This window comes from Mycolicibacterium vinylchloridicum, from assembly GCF_013404075.1.
GTDB classification, from domain to species: Bacteria; Actinomycetota; Actinomycetes; order Mycobacteriales; family Mycobacteriaceae; genus Mycobacterium; species Mycobacterium vinylchloridicum.
Window position 1 is genome coordinate 125095 of record NZ_JACBJQ010000002.1, and the last position, 16796, is coordinate 141890.

Below are 16796 nucleotides of genomic sequence, written 5' to 3' on the forward strand. Positions count from 1 at the left end.
GGTCTCCTCGACGCAGAGGTTGTGTTGACGGCCGGCCGTCAGCCTGGAAGGAACTCGGCCAGAAGCAGGTCGGTGCCCAACGCGTCACCATCACCCACCAAAGACATCGACGAAACTCGCGCAGACGGGTCAAGGAGATGCGGAATGCGCAGGACGCCCGCGGTGGTGTGCACCGTCGAGATGGGTCCGGACCGCTCGACGGACAGCACATCTGAACGCGTTGGTATCGGCCCAGATCCCGTTCCCTGCGCGTGAACTGAGGTCGAAGCGGTCTGTCTTTCGTCGCCGGTATCGAATTCCAGCGTGGCAGAGGATGTGCCGCCGACGATCGAGTTGACGAACGCCGCGGCCAGTACCGGATCCCCCACTCCGTCATAGATCCACCGCCGGCCCAGCGCGGAGTGTTCCATTGTGGTGATCAGCCAGCCCTCGGCACCCGCCAGCGGCGCTTCACGATAGGTCAGCGGCAGGTGGATGTAGCGCCCCGCGTATGGGACGAGCAGCGCCTCGATGCCGACTTTTCCAGCGGGATCGTCAAATCTGTACGAGAGCGGCGGGGCCGCCGAGTCTGTCTCGGGTTCGCCATCGAACCAGTCGGCTCCCGCGAGCCACTGACGGACGATCTCCGGCTTTGTCGGGCGAAGTGTTGCGCCGCGGTGCACGAATGCCACCGAACCAACCTACCGCCTGGATCACGACGCGAAGCCGTCGATCAGCCAGGCGGAGACAACCGCAATACGCAGGATTCCATGCCCTGCGCTGTGCGTTCTGGACTGCGCACCGTCGGCGCGACACAATTCCATAGATGAAGAAGCGGCCCCTGACCCCCGGCGATTGGATCGTGCTGGGTGTCGTCGCGGCGATCTTCGTGGCAGTCGTCGCAGTGTTTCTGGTACTCGCCTCGGACAGGACGAACCCGGCGTATCACAAGTGCGGGCCCGACCCTTGTCCGTTCACCTACGGGGGCCCGTGACGGCCGCTCAGAGAGCTGCCAGTAGATCAATCCGGTGCCGCGGCGCGTCACCCTGCAACGGGACGACCCGCTTAGCCATGTCGGGGTGCTTTTCGAAGAACGAGACGAGGCCCTGTTTGGCCGCTGACCAGTTGGGTCCGGGATTGCGGCCGGCGCTCTTCGCCCGCTTCTGCTTGGTCTCCCAGTCCTTCTTGCGGCCGGCGTCTATCTCCTCGATCTCGTAGGTGAGATAGATCTTGTAGTCGGCGCCCGGTCGAGCCTGACGCAACATGTCGAGGGTCTCCCGCTCGGGATTGCCGTGTTCGCCGTTTCCGGAGAACACGTAGTGGTCGGCGGTGATGCGCTCGAAAAACTCTTGGGTGACGTTGTTTTCGCTGCCGTGGTGCTGTCCTTTGAGCACATCGACGTGCAGCGTGTCGCCCATTCCGACGAGCTTCATACCTTCGAGGATCTTGTCACCGCGGGCGTCGCCGGTGAACAGGATCTTCTTGCCCCCAAACTCGGCGAGCACCACGATGCTGGACAGATTCGGCACCGATTCGTCGACATATGCGGCCAGTGCCGCCGACGGCGGCTTCGGCTTCTTCTTCTGCTCTTCCAGCCACTTTCGATACTCAGCCTGCAGCGCCTCGACGTCTTCGATCATCGGGCCGATGACGCTCAGGGTCAGTCCACCGTCGAGTTCGATCGCCTTGCCGTCAGACTTCGCGACGATCAGGCCGCCCTTGCCGTCGACGTTGTGCTTGATCTTGAGCACCTTCGCATTGTCGGCCAGGTTGATGCCCTGTTCGATACCCGCGAGCACCATCAGTGCGTCGGTGAAGGTCGCGGCACTCACCTTGGCGTCCTCCGGAACGACGTCGACGGGGATGTCGCCGCTGATTGCCGCCGTGCCGAAACCGCTGCGCGTCAGTCGCTTCAGCTCGGCCGCATCGTTGCCGATGATCTTGTCAAATGCGTTGTGAAATAACTGGACTGGCTTGACGAAGTGGTTGGGGTTGAGCACTTTGAGTTCTTCGGTGAATTTCACCAGCCCGTTGGCGTGGTCATCGTCAACGTGACTGAGCATGACCCAATCGAGCACCATCGGCTCGTCGTCGCGGATACCCCGCTCGCCGCGCAGGGCCTCGAGCCGGGGGCCCAGGTGCTGGGTGTAGACGCCGCCGGGGCCGCCGTCGATCAACGCCAGCTTCTGCTTACCGTTGGCCTTGGGTCCATATCTCAGAAGCAGGCAGTCGCCCTTCTTGGCGGGCAGGACCTCAAGGCTGAAAACGTGGTTGGCCATGTGAATTCACCCTCATTGGCTTTGTAGTGCACGAAGCACATCGAGCAGTCCGTGACCTTGGAAGTTGCGCTCGCGTCCGAGATCCGTTGCCGTCTCGCACAGAATCTTCTTGATCTTGTCCGGTTTCCCGATGAGCTCTGGATAGCGCGCCATGAGCAGCGCGGCCGCGCCGCTGACGTGGGGTGCGGCCATGCTTGTGCCGTCCAGATAATCCCAATAGCCACCCAGCACCGGGGCGTAGATGCGCTCGCCGGGTGCGACGAGATCCGGTTTGAGCCGCCCGTCGCCGGTGGGTCCGCGGCTGGAGAAGTAGCTGACTCCATAGGTGAACGGCGCATAGTGATGGGTGGATCCGACGGTGATCACGCGATCCGCGTTGCCCGGATCGGTGATGCTGAACGCCATGTAGTTCATCAAGCGCTGATCTGCAAGGACGATGTTCTGATAACCCAGATTTCCGGCGGCCGCGACGACCACCACGCCGCTATCGACGAGCCGTTCGGCTTCCATGCACACCGGCGTCGCCCCGCATGCGTAGTTGCGGACGTCCTGCTCGATCGACAGGCTCATGTTGACGCCGTGGATCTGCATGTCACCCGCGGCCTCATTGGTGAGCCGGATGAACTGGAGTGCCGCGATGACCGCGAATTCGGTGTCCTCCTTGTCGGATCCGATGATGCGGAAGTCGTACAGGCCGATGCCCGGGCACATACCGGTGACGTTGGGTTCGACCGTGTCGTCGACGGCGCCGATGATGCCGGCAACGTGCGTCCCGTGCTCACTGGTGGGCTCCGGTGGCTCGTCCCCGAGATCCAGGAACCTCTTGATCAGGTCACGGCGAGACGGCTCGCCCTTCTCGGCCGCCTTGGCGATCTGTTTGAGCATGTTGTCGGCGCCGGCAGGCAGCGTATTTCCCCGGGCGAGCTTGATGGCCGCCAGATTGTCTTTCCGCACCGCGTCATCGACGTTGCCGAGGTCGACGATCTCACGGTAGTAGGTGAAGTCGTAGGTCCTGAGAATCTTCTTCTTGTCGAACGCCGCGTGGTCGGTATCGATACCCGCGTCGATGACGGCCCAACTGATGGCACCACAGTCGATGTCGAATACCCGCCGCGCCGCGTCGGCCTTGACCGCCGGGACCGACTTGGCGATCGCCGTGGACGCCGGTCGGTTCAGTGCGATCTGCCAAACCTTCGGTTCGTTCGCGGGTTCCATGAACCGGAGCAAGTCGAGCACGAGGTCTTCCAGTTCGGCTTCGCTGGTGTCTGCAAGCTCTGCCTTGGTGCTCCTGGCCTGGACTCTGGCCCAGGTCGCTTGCGCGTGCATCAGCGCCATCGACGTGCGCTGGGTCGCTCGTGGCGGCTGCTGCACCATCAGGACCAGAACACACAGGGCGACAAAGCGTTCGAACGCAGTCCGGCGATTACGCGCGAGGCCCGATCGCGAATTCAGGGCCCACGCCTTGACCAGCGCGCGAACATCATCGACGGTCTTCTCGATTTTCTTTCGTCCCCGATCACCCTCCGTCTTGTCCGGTTCCAGGTACTCGTCACGCTCGCTGAGCGTGCGAGGTTCCAGCCACCACTTGGTCATCGGCATGAGGATGCGAATCACTTCATCGAAGTACAGCCGGGCGGCCACATAGTTCTGTACCGCCGCCACCCTCGGGTCGTTGCGGCCCGCCGCCTGGCGGGTGCCGCGCAGCTGACGGAATATCTCCGCGGCAAGGTCATTGGCCGTCGTGTCTTTGTGCGAGGTGATGAGCAGGTCGATCGGTTCATTGGGGTGTTGGGCATAGGCGATCCACACGTCACCCAAGATCGGCGAATCCTGCATGTGGCGCCGGCTATCGCCGCTGCCCAACAAGATGTACTCGACCAACGCCTGCGGAATCTCTTCGGCTTGCAACGTGTCCCCGGGCACGTCACACCCCCTCGTTGGGATAGGGAACCTTGGTTTCCGTCGGATCGGTCAGTTCGCTGGGCATGTGTGTCCGAAGGCCCGCATCACAGATGAGGTAGCCCCAGTTGATCATTCGCTCTTGAACCGCATCGGACATCGGGGCAAGACGAGTCTTGACCTCGGCAAGTTTGTCGGTCCGTTCGGGGTCTGCAGGAAGCACGGCACCGGAGAACTTGGCGACCCGGCTGCGGATGCCGATGTACATGCCTTGTCGCAGACCGGATTTGAAGGATTCGACGACCTGGCGTTTGCGCAGCGCGCGCACCTGGTTGTCGATGAGATTGAGCACGCGTGCGGTCTGGCGCAGAGGGTCGGACGGCGGATCCTCGTCGTCGGCGAGTTGGCCGCCGGCGTCGCTCACGATGATCGTCGTATACCTCTTCCACGCGGTCTCCAGACCGAGGTTGTCGTAGACGCCGCCGTCGGTCACCTTGATCTCGTCGCGGAAACCCGGCTTGGTGAGTTCGTTGTCGTCCTGGTCGTTCCAGACCTGGCCCTTGAGGTTCAGCGTGCACGGCGAGAGGACCGGCGGAAATGCCGACGATGCTGCTACCGCGACCGCCAGCTGCAGGTCGGGGTTCATGATCCGGCCGACGCGGTAGTCGCCGAGATAGGGCTTGCTGAATCGCAGCAGGACACCGGATTCCAGGTTGGTCGAGTTGAAGATGAACCGCGGTTTGTCCGGCAGTTGCTGCAGACTGGTGTTTCCGAACAGGTGCTTGCGGTAGGCGGCGGCGACGCGGTCGGAGACGGAATCACCAAAGTGCAGGATTCCCTCCAGAACCGCCTTGACGTCGATGCCTGTCTTGCTCATCCGGCGGACGGGGGCGACGACGAGTTCGTCAAAGTTGCTGGCGACGTTGCCTTCCCACGCCAGCTTGTCCCAGTTCTTCGCGAGCACGCCCGCGGTGATCGACCCGCCGGAGACCGAGGAGATCCGGTCCAGCTTGGGCAGCATGCCGACCTCGTTGAGCCGCCAGAGCACCCCGACGTGGAAGACCATCGCCCGGTAACCGCCGCCCGAGAGGCACAGCGCGATGCCCTGCTCCGGGGTGCGGCCGTCGTCCTCGGGCGTCTCACGGACGGGACAGATCAAGTCGTTCGGCGTGGCGCTCGTCATGCTCATCATCCCCAACCAGCGTCCGTTCGTGACGGAGCTGATTCGAGGCTAATTCGGACGGTGCGTGGAATAGCACGTAGTTGAGTACTCCAAATGCGCGCAGCGGCGCTGGTGGGGTACTCGATACGACACGGGTAGCCATTGGCGGGAAACAGCATTCGCATCCCGCCTTGCCGCGCGACACGGCGTTCAGGGACAACGGGCTCCCACCTGCGGCTACACCAGAAAGTCGGACCGACGGACTACCATTCCACCGGCGCCCAATCCGATGGAAAGGACGAGACGTGAGTTACACGGCCGCTGACATCACCGAACTCGACGATGTCCAGCACACCCGCCTGCGGCCAGCGGTGAACCTCGGCCTGGACATCCTGAACACCGCCCTGCGCGAGCTGATCGACAACGCCGTGGAAGAGGTGGCCGATCCCAGCCACGGCGGGTCATGCGTCACCATCACGCTGCACTCCGACGGCTCGGTCAGCGTTGCCGACGACGGTCGTGGCCTGCCAGTCGACACCGATGCGGCGACCGGGAAGAACGGCATCGTCAAGACGCTGGGTACCGCGCGGGCCGGCGGCAAGTTCTCCGCACACACCGACGCCGCCAGCACCGGGGCCGGACTGAACGGAATCGGGGCTGCGGCCGCGGTCTTCATCTCCGCCCGTACCGACGTCTCGGTGCACCGGGACGGGAAGACCTATCTGCAGAGCTTCGGCGGCGGCTATCCCGGCGTGTTCGAGGGCAAGGACTTCGACCCCAACGCACCCTTCACCCGCAACGACGCGCAGAAGCTGCGCGGCACCGGGAACCGCAAGCCCGACGCGCACGGCACAGAAGTGCGCATCCTGTTCGACCCGGCCGTCGTGCCGGACTCCACTGTGGACATCGGCGAGGTGCTGCTTCGAGCCCATGCGGCGGCGCGGATGTCTCCCGGTGTGCACCTGATCGTCGTCGACGACGGCTGGCCCGGCGACGAGATTCCGCCGGCGTTGCTCACCCCGTTCACGGGTCCCTGGGGCACCGAGGCACTGCTGGAGCTCATGTGCACCGCGGCCGACACGCCGGTGCCCGTCGCGCGGGCTGTCGTGGAGGGTCGCGGCGAGTACACCACCGGCCGCGGCCCCACCCCGTTCCGGTGGTCGCTGACGGCGGGGCCGGCCGAGCCCGCGACGGTGGCCGCGTTCTGCAACACCGTGCGCACCCCGGGCGGAGGGTCTCATCTGACCGCAGCGGTCAAGGGATTGTCCGACGCGCTCGCCGACCGCGCCTCCCGCATCCGCGACCTGGGCCTGGCCAAAGGCGAAGAAGGGCCCGAGCCACAGGATTTCGCGGCAGTCACCGCACTGGCGGTCGACACCCGCGCCCCCGATGTGTCGTGGGACTCCCAGGCCAAAACGGCGGTGTCGTCACGGTCGCTGAACATGGCGATGGCGCCGGACGTGGCACGCAGCGTCACCGTCTGGGCGGCCAACCCGGCCAACGGCGATGCCGTGTCGCTGTGGACGAAGCTGGCACTCGAGTTCGCCAGGGCGCGGCGCAGCGCCGAAGGCGCCAAAGCGCGGTCGCGGGCGGCATCCAAGGCCAAGGGGCTCGGCACGAATCTGTCGCTACCCCCCAAACTGCTGCCCAGCAGGGAAACCGGGCGTGGCTCCGGAGCAGAGCTGTTCCTGTGCGAGGGCGACTCGGCGCTCGGCACCATCAAAGCGGCGCGCGACGCCACATTCCAGGCCGCTTTCCCGCTGAAAGGCAAGCCGCCCAATGTCTATGGCTTCGCCCTGAGCAAGGCGCGGGCCAAGGACGAATTCGATTCCATCGAACGCATCCTGGGATGCGGTGTGCGCGATCACTGCGATCCCGAGTTGTGCCGTTACGACCGGATCTTGTTCGCCTCCGACGCCGACCCCGACGGCGGCAACATCAACTCGAGCCTGATCTCGATGTTCCTGGACTTCTACCGCCCGCTGGTCGAAGCGGGGATGGTCTATGTGACGCTGCCGCCGCTGTTCGTGGTGAAGAACGGTGACGAGCGGATCTACTGTCAGGACGAGTCCGAGCGCGACGCCGCCGTCGCGCAGCTGAAGGCGACTTCCAAGAAGCGGGTCGAGGTGCAGCGCAACAAGGGTCTCGGTGAGATGGATGCCGACGACTTCTGGAACACCGTGCTGGATCCTCAGCGCCGCACCGTGATTCGGGTCCATCTCGACGACGACGAGAAGAAGCTGCACCACACGTTGTTCGGCGGACCGCCCGAGGGCCGTCGCACGTGGATGGCCGATGTGGCCTCCCGTGTTGACACCTCTGCGCTGGACCTCGACTAGGAGTATCACGTGACCGCCACCCTGGACATTCCAGAGCAGAACGCCGATCTGGTCCTCGATCAGAGCGCCGACGACTACTGGAACCACTACCAGCTGACGTTCGCGCTCTACAGCGTCAGCGACCGCGCCATACCGTCGGCGTTCGACGGCCTCAAGCCGGGCCAGCGGCGTCTGCTCTACCAGATGCACGACTCGAGGCTGCTGCCGGGCAACAAGCCGCAGAAGTCTTCGAAGGTCTGCTCGGCGGTCACCGGCAACCTGCACCCCCACGGCGGTGCGTCCATGTACGGGGCCGCGGCGCTGATGGCTGCCGAGTTCCAGCGCGTGAAAGTCATTGACGGACAAGGGGCGTTCCCCCGCATTCAAGGCGACATCCCGGCCGCCGACCGCTATACCGAGATGCGGCTGTCGGCGCCCGGTGCGGCACTGACCGCCGAACTCGACGACCACGCCGTGCCGATGGTGGCGACGTTCGACGGCGAATGGACCGAGCCGACCATGCTGCCGGCGCAGTGGCCGGTGCTGTTGTGCAACGGCGCGGTCGGCATCGCCGAGGGATGGGCCACGAAGGTCCCCGCGCACAACCCCCGCGAGATCATGGCCGCCTGCCGGGCGCTGCTGAAGACGCCGAACATGACCGACGACAGGCTGGTGAAACTGATCCCCGGCCCCGACTGGGGATGCGGAGCCACCGTGGTCGGCACCGCCGGGCTGCGGGACTACATCACCACCGGCCGGGGCGCCTTCACGGTGCGCGGCACGGTGACCGTCGACGGCAAGAACTGTGTCATCACCGAATTGCCGCCCGGTGTCGCGAGCAATACTGTGCAGGAACGGATCCGGGCCCTGGTGGAGTCCGGTGAAATGTCCGGTGTCGCGGATATGTCGGACCTCACCGACCGCCGCAACGGGCTGCGCATCGTGGTGACCGCCAAACGTGGTCACAGTGCCGATCAGATCCGCGAGCAGCTGCTGGCGCTGACTCCGCTGGAATCGACATTCGCGGCCAGCCTGGTCGCGCTCGACGAGAACCGGGTGCCGCGCTGGTGGTCGGTACGCGAGCTGATATCGGCCTTCCTGCATCTGCGGGACTCGGTGGTGTTGCACCGCAGTGAGTATCGGTTGGAGAAGGTCACCGCGCGCCGGCATCTGGTCGCCGGCCTGATGACCATCCACCTCGATATCGACGCGGCGGTTGCCGTCATCCGGAGTTCCGACACCGTCGACGAAGCGCGCCAGGGATTGCAGGATCGGTTCGCGATCGACGCCGTTCAGGCCGATTACGTTCTGGCACTGCAGCTTCGGCGACTCACCAAGCTCGATGTGATCGAGCTGCGCGCCGAAGCCGAGAAGCTCGACGCCGAGTTCGCCGAATTGACCGAGCTGGTGTCCAATCCGGACGCACGCCGGAAGGTGATCGACTCCGAACTCGTCGAGACCGCGAAGCTGTTCAAGGGGCCGGAGTTCGATCGGCGGACCGTGCTGGACGCCGAGGCGGTTCCGGTGACGTCGAGCGCGGACGAGGATGGCCCGCGTGAACGAAAAGTCAACGCCGCCTGGCGCCTGGACGATCGTGGGGTGTTCTCCGACAGCCACGGCGAACTGCTCACCTCCGGACTCGGTTGGGCGGTGTGGACCGACGGGCGGGTGAAGTTCACCACCGGAAGCGGCCTGCCGTACAAGACCCGCGACATTCCGGTGGCACCGGACATCACCGGGCTCCTGAGATCGGGGGTACTCCCGGCCGGCTACCACCTGGCGCTGGTGACGCGGCGCGGCAAGATTCTGCGGATCGACCCGGCTGCGGTGAACCCGCAGGGCGCGGCGGGCAACGGGGTGGCCGGCGTGAAGCTCGCCGGCGACGGTGATGAGGTGGTCGCCGCGCTGCCGGTGTCGTGCGGCAACGGCGAGGCCATCCTGTCGGTGTCCGAAAAGGGTTGGAAGGTAACCGAAGTCGCCGATATCCCGGTTAAGGGCCGGGGCGGAGCTGGCGTCGGCTTCCACCCGTTCGTCAAGGGCGAGAACACCCTGGTATCGGCGGCGATCTCCGCGACGGGCTACGTGCGCGGCAAGCGGTCCGTGCGTGCCGAAAGCCGCGCGAAGGCATCGATCAAGGGCTCCGGGAGCGACGTGACCCCGGCGGTCTAGCCGGTTGGTCGGTCAGCCCCGTGGCGTCGTGGTGACGTGCACGTGGTCGAAGTGACCGTAGCCCGATCCTGCGGGCCCACCCGGCGTGTAGTACGTGCCGCGCCAGATCGCATCCTGCAAGCCGAATCTGCCCGCGTTGCTCATGACGAACGCGAGAATCGCATCCCCGAGCGCTATCCCTTCGGGGGTACCGGGATTCGGGATCATCACATCGATCGCCAGGCCTCTCGGATGCCACGGTTTCGGATCGGGCCGGACACCATCGATCTCGGCGATCTGGGGGAACTGCGCACTGATGGCGCGGGCCGCAGTGACGGTGTTGGCTTGCAGCCCAGCCTCATTCGCGACTCCGACCGGCAATGCCTCCGGGATGTCGACAGGCATCGCCGCGGGAGGAGGAGGGGCTACGTCGCCGAGCGGTTGTGCCGCCTGGACAGCTGCCGCCGCGGTGTCGACCATCGCCTGCTGCTGCGGTGTCAGCGCCGCGTACTGCGCCTCGGCGGCGAGGATCTGGCGCTGCAAGTCCCTCCATTTGGCCTGCAGATCTGCGCGTACCGATGCAGCCCGCTCGGCCGCGGCACGAGCCTCGGCAGCCGATGCCTCTGATACCTCGGCGGCGGCAGCGGCACGATCTCTCGCCGCCCTGACGACTTTCATCTGATCGGCCGTCATACCGGCGATCGCATTCTGCAATGACAGCCGGTCGATCAGATCTTGCGGAGAGGCTGCGGTCAGCACCGCGACGAACTGGCCGGTACCTCCACTCATGTACGTGCTCGCCGCGAGTCGATCGAGCACCGCTTGATGCGGCGCAAGCTCGGCGTTCGCCGCGCCGAAGGCTGTCAGATCCCCGAGATGGCGCTCCTCGGCCGCGGCCTGGTCGGCCAGCGTGCGGTCGACATCGCGCTGCGCAGCGGTCACGGCCTCGCGCGTCTGCACCGCCTCACGGGACAGCTCGTTGAGCTGGGCCAATGCATCAGACGCCGGGTCGGCCCAGACCGGCTGCACTATCGAGGCGGCTAGCACCATGAGTCCGGTCGCGACACTGACCGCTGTTCGCCGGAGTGTGTGGCGCACCGCGATCCTTGCTGTCGGGAGGTCTGATATGGCCTTACGGGCCCTCGACAGGCTACGAACTGTGTCCGTCGATGTCTACTTGGCCGGTTGGTCGCCGATGAATTCCACCCCGGCGCTGATCGCAGGGCGGTGGCGCAGGACTCGGTAATGCGCCAGCCGGCCGAGTCCTTTGGTGGTCAGTAGTCGTGCGCCTCGCCATGACGCGGCCAGTTGTGCAGTGGCGGCATACGGGCTGTCCGGGTCGTCGGGGTCGTGGATGAGAAGCAGCGGGGGGTAGTTGGCTCGCCGACCGACTCGGGTCATATTGGTCTCATGCAGCGGCATGGCGATGCGTTTTTCCAGGCGACGGTGTAGGCCCGCGCGAATACGGCGGCCGAAGCCATGACGCGCGGCGAACAGGTCAAGATAGAGCGGAAAATCGGCCATGGGCGCGAAGAAGACCAGGCGTCCCACCGGTGCGCCGTCTGCGGCCGCCAATGCCGTCGCGTTCGCGCCAAGTGAGTGAGCGACGACCGCATGGGCGGGCCCATGGGTGTCGATCATGGCCGCAATCGCGTCGGCACACTCGGTGGCTGTGGTGCGCCCGGGAGCGAGCTCACCTGGATCGGATTCGTTGTGGCTGGGCAAGTCGAACGCGACGACCCGATACCCGGCCTCTACCAGCGGTTTGACGAACATCGCCAAATGCGGGCGCTGCCCGCCCCAGCCGTGCACCAGATATATCGGCGGGCCCTGGCCCCACTCCTCACCAACGACCCGATGCCCGTCCCAATAGGCTTCTATCGGCCTGCCTGGAGACACACCGGGTGGCATACGCAAGCTCGACTCGAGAACCGGTGGGGTGCACCATAATTCGACTGCCCACCGTGATCCCAACCAGGGTGCGAACCGCTCGAGCAACGAAAATCGCCGGCGCACCCGGTCCTCGACCGGGGGAAGAATTCCAGAGCCAACCGGATCGAGCGGGGGAATCTCGCCGACCTGCCCCTGCGCCGACGCAGGTTGGGATGCTCCGTCCGTCATGTTTCTCGATCGTAGTACGGGCCAGGACGGGCGCGACGCCGGAAGGCTAGCCGGTGAAGCCCTCGCCCGCTGTCGAGCGGTCGTGGTGGCTGAAGGTCAGCGGGATGTGCTTGCCGCGCGCGATCTTGTTCAGCATCGCGACCCGCTCGCGCGCGGCCGCGCCGCTCTTCTTCCGGCGTTCGCGGATGGGGTTGGACCACGGCAGCCGGTCGGCAACCCTGGCGATGCCGACGTTGATTTTGGTGAGGTTGGTGAAGATTCGCACCCGGCGTTCGAAGTTGTATCCGAGGGGCTCGAACAGCGTGCCTGCCACCATGGCCTCGATCTGCTGGTACCCGAACACGACTCCCGCCGGCGCTAGGGCGACGCTGGCCGTGATCTGGTTGACGTGCCGGGCGACCACTTTCTTTATCGGGGCCGGAAGCGCGTCCGTCAGGGTGGTCAGGTGCACGGGACCGGCAATGGCGTCGACGAGTTGGGCCCGCCACGGGGACGGGTTGCCGCCCCTGGCGAGAACATAATTCAACGACTTGATCAGCTCGATGCCGTTGGCCGAGTGCAGCGCTTCGGGGGCTCCCCAGAGCCGTCCGGAAAAGGACGAGTACTCGGCGAGGTCCTCGAGCTGTTGTTTCGTGAGCTTGCGCCCGAAGGCGTGGTCGACGAGGCGGCCGAGCAGCATCCCGCTGCCGAACCCCAGCAGCGACGTGACGGGGATGGGTTCGCCGAACTTGAGGTAGACCTCGTCGCCCCACTTCTTCCGCAATCCTTTACTGGCCAGTGCGTGCATCAGCCGCACCCGTACCACGTCCTGGAACGCGTCCGATCGGCGGTCGAAGATCTCTGGGAGCGTGAATTCGGCGAATACCCTTGCGGTTTCGATGAAGCGGCGGGGGCCGTCGTCGGCGAATCGTCCGGTGGCGCCGGTGGCCGCGGAGATGTCGCCGGTCATCGCGGTCTCGTAGAACGCCCATCCGCGGATGATGGTTGTGGCGGCAAACGTGCTCGACATCGCCAGCATGCGGCCGCGTTCGGCGGCAACGAGGTCGAACTGGGCGGGCAGGTTGTCCAGATGCTCGAAGAGCTCGACGAACTCGATCGGGGGATCCTCGAGTGTGTCGATGCCGTGGGTCAACGCCTGTTCGAAGAGCGCGCGACCCTGCTCGTGGCCGAGGCGCTCGAACGCGTCGACAGCGCCGTCCATGAGGTCGTCGCGCTGCCAGAAGTAGTCGTCGCGGATGCGCGTGAGGTCGCTGGGTTCGAGTTCCTTCTCGATGTCGATCCACTCGCCGAAGATGAACTCGCGCATGTAGCGCCATTGGTCGGCGAAGTGGTCGCGACCAGGTGGGATGGGCCGCAACGGCCGGTCGGGGTGGTCGCGCCGATTGAAGTCGACCTCCTCGAGGAGGATCTCTGGACGCTCGCCGGTCACCGTCATGAGGCGACGTTATCGCGGGTGGGGACTTTCTGGCAACGTCCGTTGTCAGTTTGGCGACGGGTCATTCGTTGTCAGCGGACGCATGAGTGCGGGAAGGACAAGGTGCCGCCGCATTCGCCAGTCCGATTCACGAAACAGGCTTGTCATTGCCGCAACGGTGCCGCCGATGTCGTCGCGGCCAGTGAGATAGGCCCATCGGTGCGAGTCTGGCAGCGCGAAGAATTGTTCGAAGAAACCGGGCACCTCGGCGGCGGGCATACGCAAGAGCGCCTCCAAGCCGATGCGTCGGACACGGTGAATCACCCGTGCGGCGGCCGGCCAGACTGCTTCCTGTGCGGCCCTGAGCGCTCGATCCGGATGGGCCGGGAGATGCTCTGCGAGCGCGCGCGCCACCTGGGGCGCCAGCTGTAGCGACGCGGCCACGCTGAATCCGCTTGCCGGATGTATCAACGGCGCGGCCGCGCCGAACCCGAGTACGCCTTGTCCGGCGTGCCGGGGCTGGTCGACCGGGAATGAAACCTTCTCCGTGAGTGCGTCTTTCGGTGCCGTGATGCCGTGGTGGGCGAGTCTCGCGTGAAGCCGGCGGCGCAGGGTGGCCAGCGGCAGTCCGGGCCGGCGCGCCAGTGAGGTCTCTTCCACCAGCACCCTGCCGCCGCCCAGCGGAACAACGTAGACGAACGTCGGCCACCCTGCCTCGCCGTGGTGTGCGCGCCAGTCCATGAACAACGCCTCCCCGGGGGCCACCAGCGGGGACACCGACTCCGCATCAAGGATCACGCCATAGGCCGTCTGCTCGGCAGATGCGCGGCCGGTCTGGCGAGGATCCAACGGGCGCCAGCGGCCCGCCGCATCGACGACGACCGAAGCGCGCAGGGACGAACCGTCGGCCAGCACCACCACACCGCGCTCCGGCGATTGGACGGCGCGCCCGGTGTAGGTGGTGACCCCGATGGACCGGTCGTGGAAGTGCGCGCGTAGCGCGTCGACATCGAGGATCACGTACTCCCACCCCAGGCGGTGCGCGGTGAGCGCGATGGCCCCGCCTGCGGCCCGCGCGGCAACCACCGACCCCGGCAGGCCGGCGGGCAGCTCCTGAGCCCACATCCCGTACGTCGCCACCCATGGACGCTCAGGATTCGGATCCACTAGACCGACCGTCATCCCGAGCTGACCGCACGCCGATGCCAACGCCATACCGGCGGGTCCCGCACCGACCACCAAGACGTCCACGTCCTCCATCGTGCCTGTTGGCGGACGAGGCTTGCGATGACATCGGGATTTATCGGTGGCAGTTCAGGGCGACTTCGTGTATCCGGTTCGCAATCACCGGTCCGATGAGCACTCCGAGAAGTGGGCGTCTGTTGGGCCGCAATACCGCGGTGTCCTTTGCGCTGCCCAACGAACGGCTGCCGTCACCCAGACGCTGCGCGCCGAGGTCGCCGCCCAACGAGCCTGTCGCAGAGCCGCTTCCGGAGTACCACGACATGCTGCCGGAGGTCCGTTCCGCATTCGTCGAGATGGACGGGTACAACCGGGCGATGGCCCAAGATCCGTCTCCCCGACGACTCGTTTTGGGCAACGGCGGCTACGGGGCCGTGATCGATGAGCTCGAACGGACCTTGGTCGATATTCGGGCCAACGAGACCCTCTCTCGCGGAGCTGACTTCCCCGATTAGACGGTCGCCCCAATCGAGGCCCCACCCATAGGCGACGAGCGCGGCCAGAGGGGCGGTCAACCGTCGGGCCCCGCCTCAGCCACTCCTGGCGTGCCGGACGCGCTGAAGCAGAAGGCGATTCCGCCAGCACTCGGCGTCGACGCCGACAAATCTCACTACGATGGCGTCCGCTCGGCTCGAACCGACGAAATCCACTCCGTTACTCACGATCTCGGAGGCAACGGTAAGTCGGCGACTGCGCAGACCGCGGTGTGTCGAGCTCGTCACAGTCGGGACAATCGACCCGCCGCCGGCGGTCCTCAAGCATGCTCTGAGATTGTCTGCGGCCCGACTTGCGACCTATCCGCCTAATTCGAGCGAGACGCGGGGGAAACACGGCGGACACGCCGCCGCGATTGGATTTCGCTGACAGTTCCATCGCGCTAATGAGGACAGATGCCAGCAAAACCGTTCCACCTCGGATGGTTCCAGACATTCCAGGCCAACGAGTGGAAGACTCCCTACACGCTCTCGGAGGGGGTTCCGTTCACCGGGGACTTCTACGTCGAACTGGCCCAGGCGCTCGAGCGGGCCTGCTTCGACTTCCTGATGCTGGAAGACACCGTCGGGATCCCGCGCGGCCTGGAAGGCACCACGGCTCGCGCCCTGGAGAACGGAGACTCCTGTCCGAAGCAGGATCCGGTGCCGCTGGCCGCGAAGGTCGGCGCGCTCACCCGGCAACTGGGCATCGTCGCGACCATGTCCACGACGTTCTACCACCCGTATGCGCTGGCGCGCCTGGCCTCCACCATGGACTCGCTCACAAGTGGGCGCTTCGGCTGGAACGTGGTCACCAGCGCCAAGGACGAAGCGGCCCAAAACTACGGCCTCGATGAGATGCCGGAGCACGACTTACGCTATGAGATCGCCGATGAGTTCGTAGAACTCGTGAACGCTCTGTGCGACAGCTGGGAACCGGGAGCGATCGTGCGCGATCGCGAGAAGGGGATCTACATCGATCCCAGCAAGGTCCATGATGTCGACTTCGTGGGCAAGCACTTCAAATCGCGCGGTCCCCTGACGTGCGTCCGCTCACCGCAGGGGCGCCCCGTCTATCTGCAAGCCGGTGGGTCCCCCGCGGGACGTGCCTTCGCCGCCAAGCACGCTGATGCGATCATCGCCTGGGCGACCGGAGTCGAGGGGATGAAGGAGTACCGGGCGGACATCCGCAAGCAGGCCGCCGCCGCTGGGCGCGATCCTGACGACGTCAAGGTGATGTTCCTGTTCTCCCCGATCCTCGGCGAGACCGAGGCGGAGGCACGAGCCAAGATCAAACCCATGAGCGAGGAGGAGATCCCGGCACGGCTCAAGGCATTGAGCTCGAACTTCTACGCGGACTTCACCAAGATGGATCTCGACCAGCCGGTCCCTTACTTCGTCACGCGCGGCGAACAGGGATCACTCGCTGGGTTTGCCCAGTGGGGAACCGGCAAGACGCTGCGCCAGTGCATGGAGGCACAATCGGGCGGCGGCGCCACCTCGTTCGAGGCCGTCGGTACGCCGGACCAGGTTGCCGACATCATGGCGGCGGCGATGGAGGAGGTCGGCGGCGACGGCTTCCTGATCCCAGGGGATGGCGGCTCGCTGACGCGTCACCGGATCATCGAGATCTGCGACGGACTCGTGCCAGCACTGCAGGCGAGGGGTCTGACCCGGACGAGCTACTCACACGCGCTGCTGCGGGACAACCTGCGGGCGTTCTGAGCCCTGATCCGCCGCCAGCCCCAGTGGGGTGCGGTT

At 65.6% G+C, this 16796-nt stretch carries 13 protein-coding genes; 5 read left to right on the forward strand and 8 right to left on the reverse strand.

The window, feature by feature from the left end; all coding sequences use genetic code 11:
• Positions 1-38: 38 nt before the first annotated feature.
• Positions 39-671: a maltokinase N-terminal cap-like domain-containing protein gene (locus HPC46_RS02510; RefSeq protein WP_179466637.1), complete on the reverse strand. Its 633-nt coding sequence runs from the start codon at positions 669-671 to the stop codon at positions 39-41.
• Between the two features lie 134 nt (positions 672-805).
• Here HPC46_RS02510 and HPC46_RS02515 point away from each other — a divergent pair, with 134 nt between their 5' ends.
• A complete protein-coding gene (locus HPC46_RS02515; RefSeq protein ID WP_179466638.1) occupies positions 806-973 on the forward strand; it encodes a hypothetical protein in 168 nt (55 codons plus the stop codon).
• A gap of 7 nt (positions 974-980) precedes the next feature.
• Here HPC46_RS02515 and HPC46_RS02520 read toward each other — a convergent pair whose 3' ends face one another.
• From HPC46_RS02520 to HPC46_RS02530, 3 genes are read right to left on the reverse strand one after another with little or no spacing between them, the layout of a single operon-like run.
• A complete protein-coding gene (locus tag HPC46_RS02520; RefSeq protein WP_179466639.1) occupies positions 981-2258 on the reverse strand; it encodes a ComEC/Rec2 family competence protein in 1278 nt (425 codons plus the stop codon).
• A gap of 12 nt (positions 2259-2270) precedes the next feature.
• Entirely contained in the window at positions 2271-4181 is a 1911-nt protein-coding gene (locus tag HPC46_RS35695) for a S8 family peptidase (RefSeq protein WP_218893612.1), read from the reverse strand.
• A gap of 1 nt (position 4182) precedes the next feature.
• Positions 4183-5340: a patatin-like phospholipase family protein gene (locus tag HPC46_RS02530; protein WP_179466640.1), complete on the reverse strand. Its 1158-nt coding sequence runs from the start codon at positions 5338-5340 to the stop codon at positions 4183-4185.
• 284 nt (positions 5341-5624) lie between these two features.
• On the opposite strand from HPC46_RS02530, the gene HPC46_RS02535 reads away from it, so the two are divergent.
• The gene (locus tag HPC46_RS02535; protein ID WP_179466641.1) at positions 5625-7658 is read left to right on the forward strand and encodes a toprim domain-containing protein; all 2034 of its coding nucleotides are present in this window, start codon (positions 5625-5627) and stop codon (positions 7656-7658) included.
• A gap of 9 nt (positions 7659-7667) precedes the next feature.
• Entirely contained in the window at positions 7668-9806 is a 2139-nt protein-coding gene (locus tag HPC46_RS02540) for a DNA gyrase subunit A (RefSeq protein WP_179466642.1), read from the forward strand.
• A 12-nt stretch (positions 9807-9818) separates the two neighbouring features.
• On the opposite strand, the gene HPC46_RS02545 is transcribed toward HPC46_RS02540, so the two are convergent.
• From HPC46_RS02545 to HPC46_RS02560, 4 genes are all read right to left on the reverse strand, one after another.
• Positions 9819-10835, reverse strand: a complete 1017-nt coding sequence (locus HPC46_RS02545; protein WP_179466873.1) for a coiled-coil domain-containing protein — start codon at positions 10833-10835, stop codon at positions 9819-9821.
• A gap of 123 nt (positions 10836-10958) precedes the next feature.
• Entirely contained in the window at positions 10959-11906 is a 948-nt protein-coding gene (locus tag HPC46_RS02550; RefSeq protein WP_179466643.1) for an alpha/beta fold hydrolase, read from the reverse strand.
• Between the two features lie 46 nt (positions 11907-11952).
• A complete protein-coding gene (locus HPC46_RS02555) occupies positions 11953-13341 on the reverse strand; it encodes an oxygenase MpaB family protein (protein WP_179466644.1) in 1389 nt (462 codons plus the stop codon).
• A gap of 45 nt (positions 13342-13386) precedes the next feature.
• On the reverse strand, positions 13387-14580 hold the full coding sequence (locus tag HPC46_RS02560) for a lycopene cyclase family protein (protein WP_179466645.1): 1194 nt from the start codon (positions 14578-14580) through the stop codon (positions 13387-13389).
• A 95-nt stretch (positions 14581-14675) separates the two neighbouring features.
• Here HPC46_RS02560 and HPC46_RS02565 point away from each other — a divergent pair, with 95 nt between their 5' ends.
• Positions 14676-15017 carry a Rossmann-fold NAD(P)-binding domain-containing protein gene (locus tag HPC46_RS02565; protein WP_325096546.1) on the forward strand — a complete coding sequence of 114 codons (342 nt, stop codon included), beginning with the start codon at positions 14676-14678 and terminating at the stop codon, positions 15015-15017.
• 435 nt (positions 15018-15452) lie between these two features.
• Positions 15453-16760: an NtaA/DmoA family FMN-dependent monooxygenase gene (locus tag HPC46_RS02570; protein WP_179466646.1), complete on the forward strand. Its 1308-nt coding sequence runs from the start codon at positions 15453-15455 to the stop codon at positions 16758-16760.
• Positions 16761-16796: the final 36 nt, after the last annotated feature.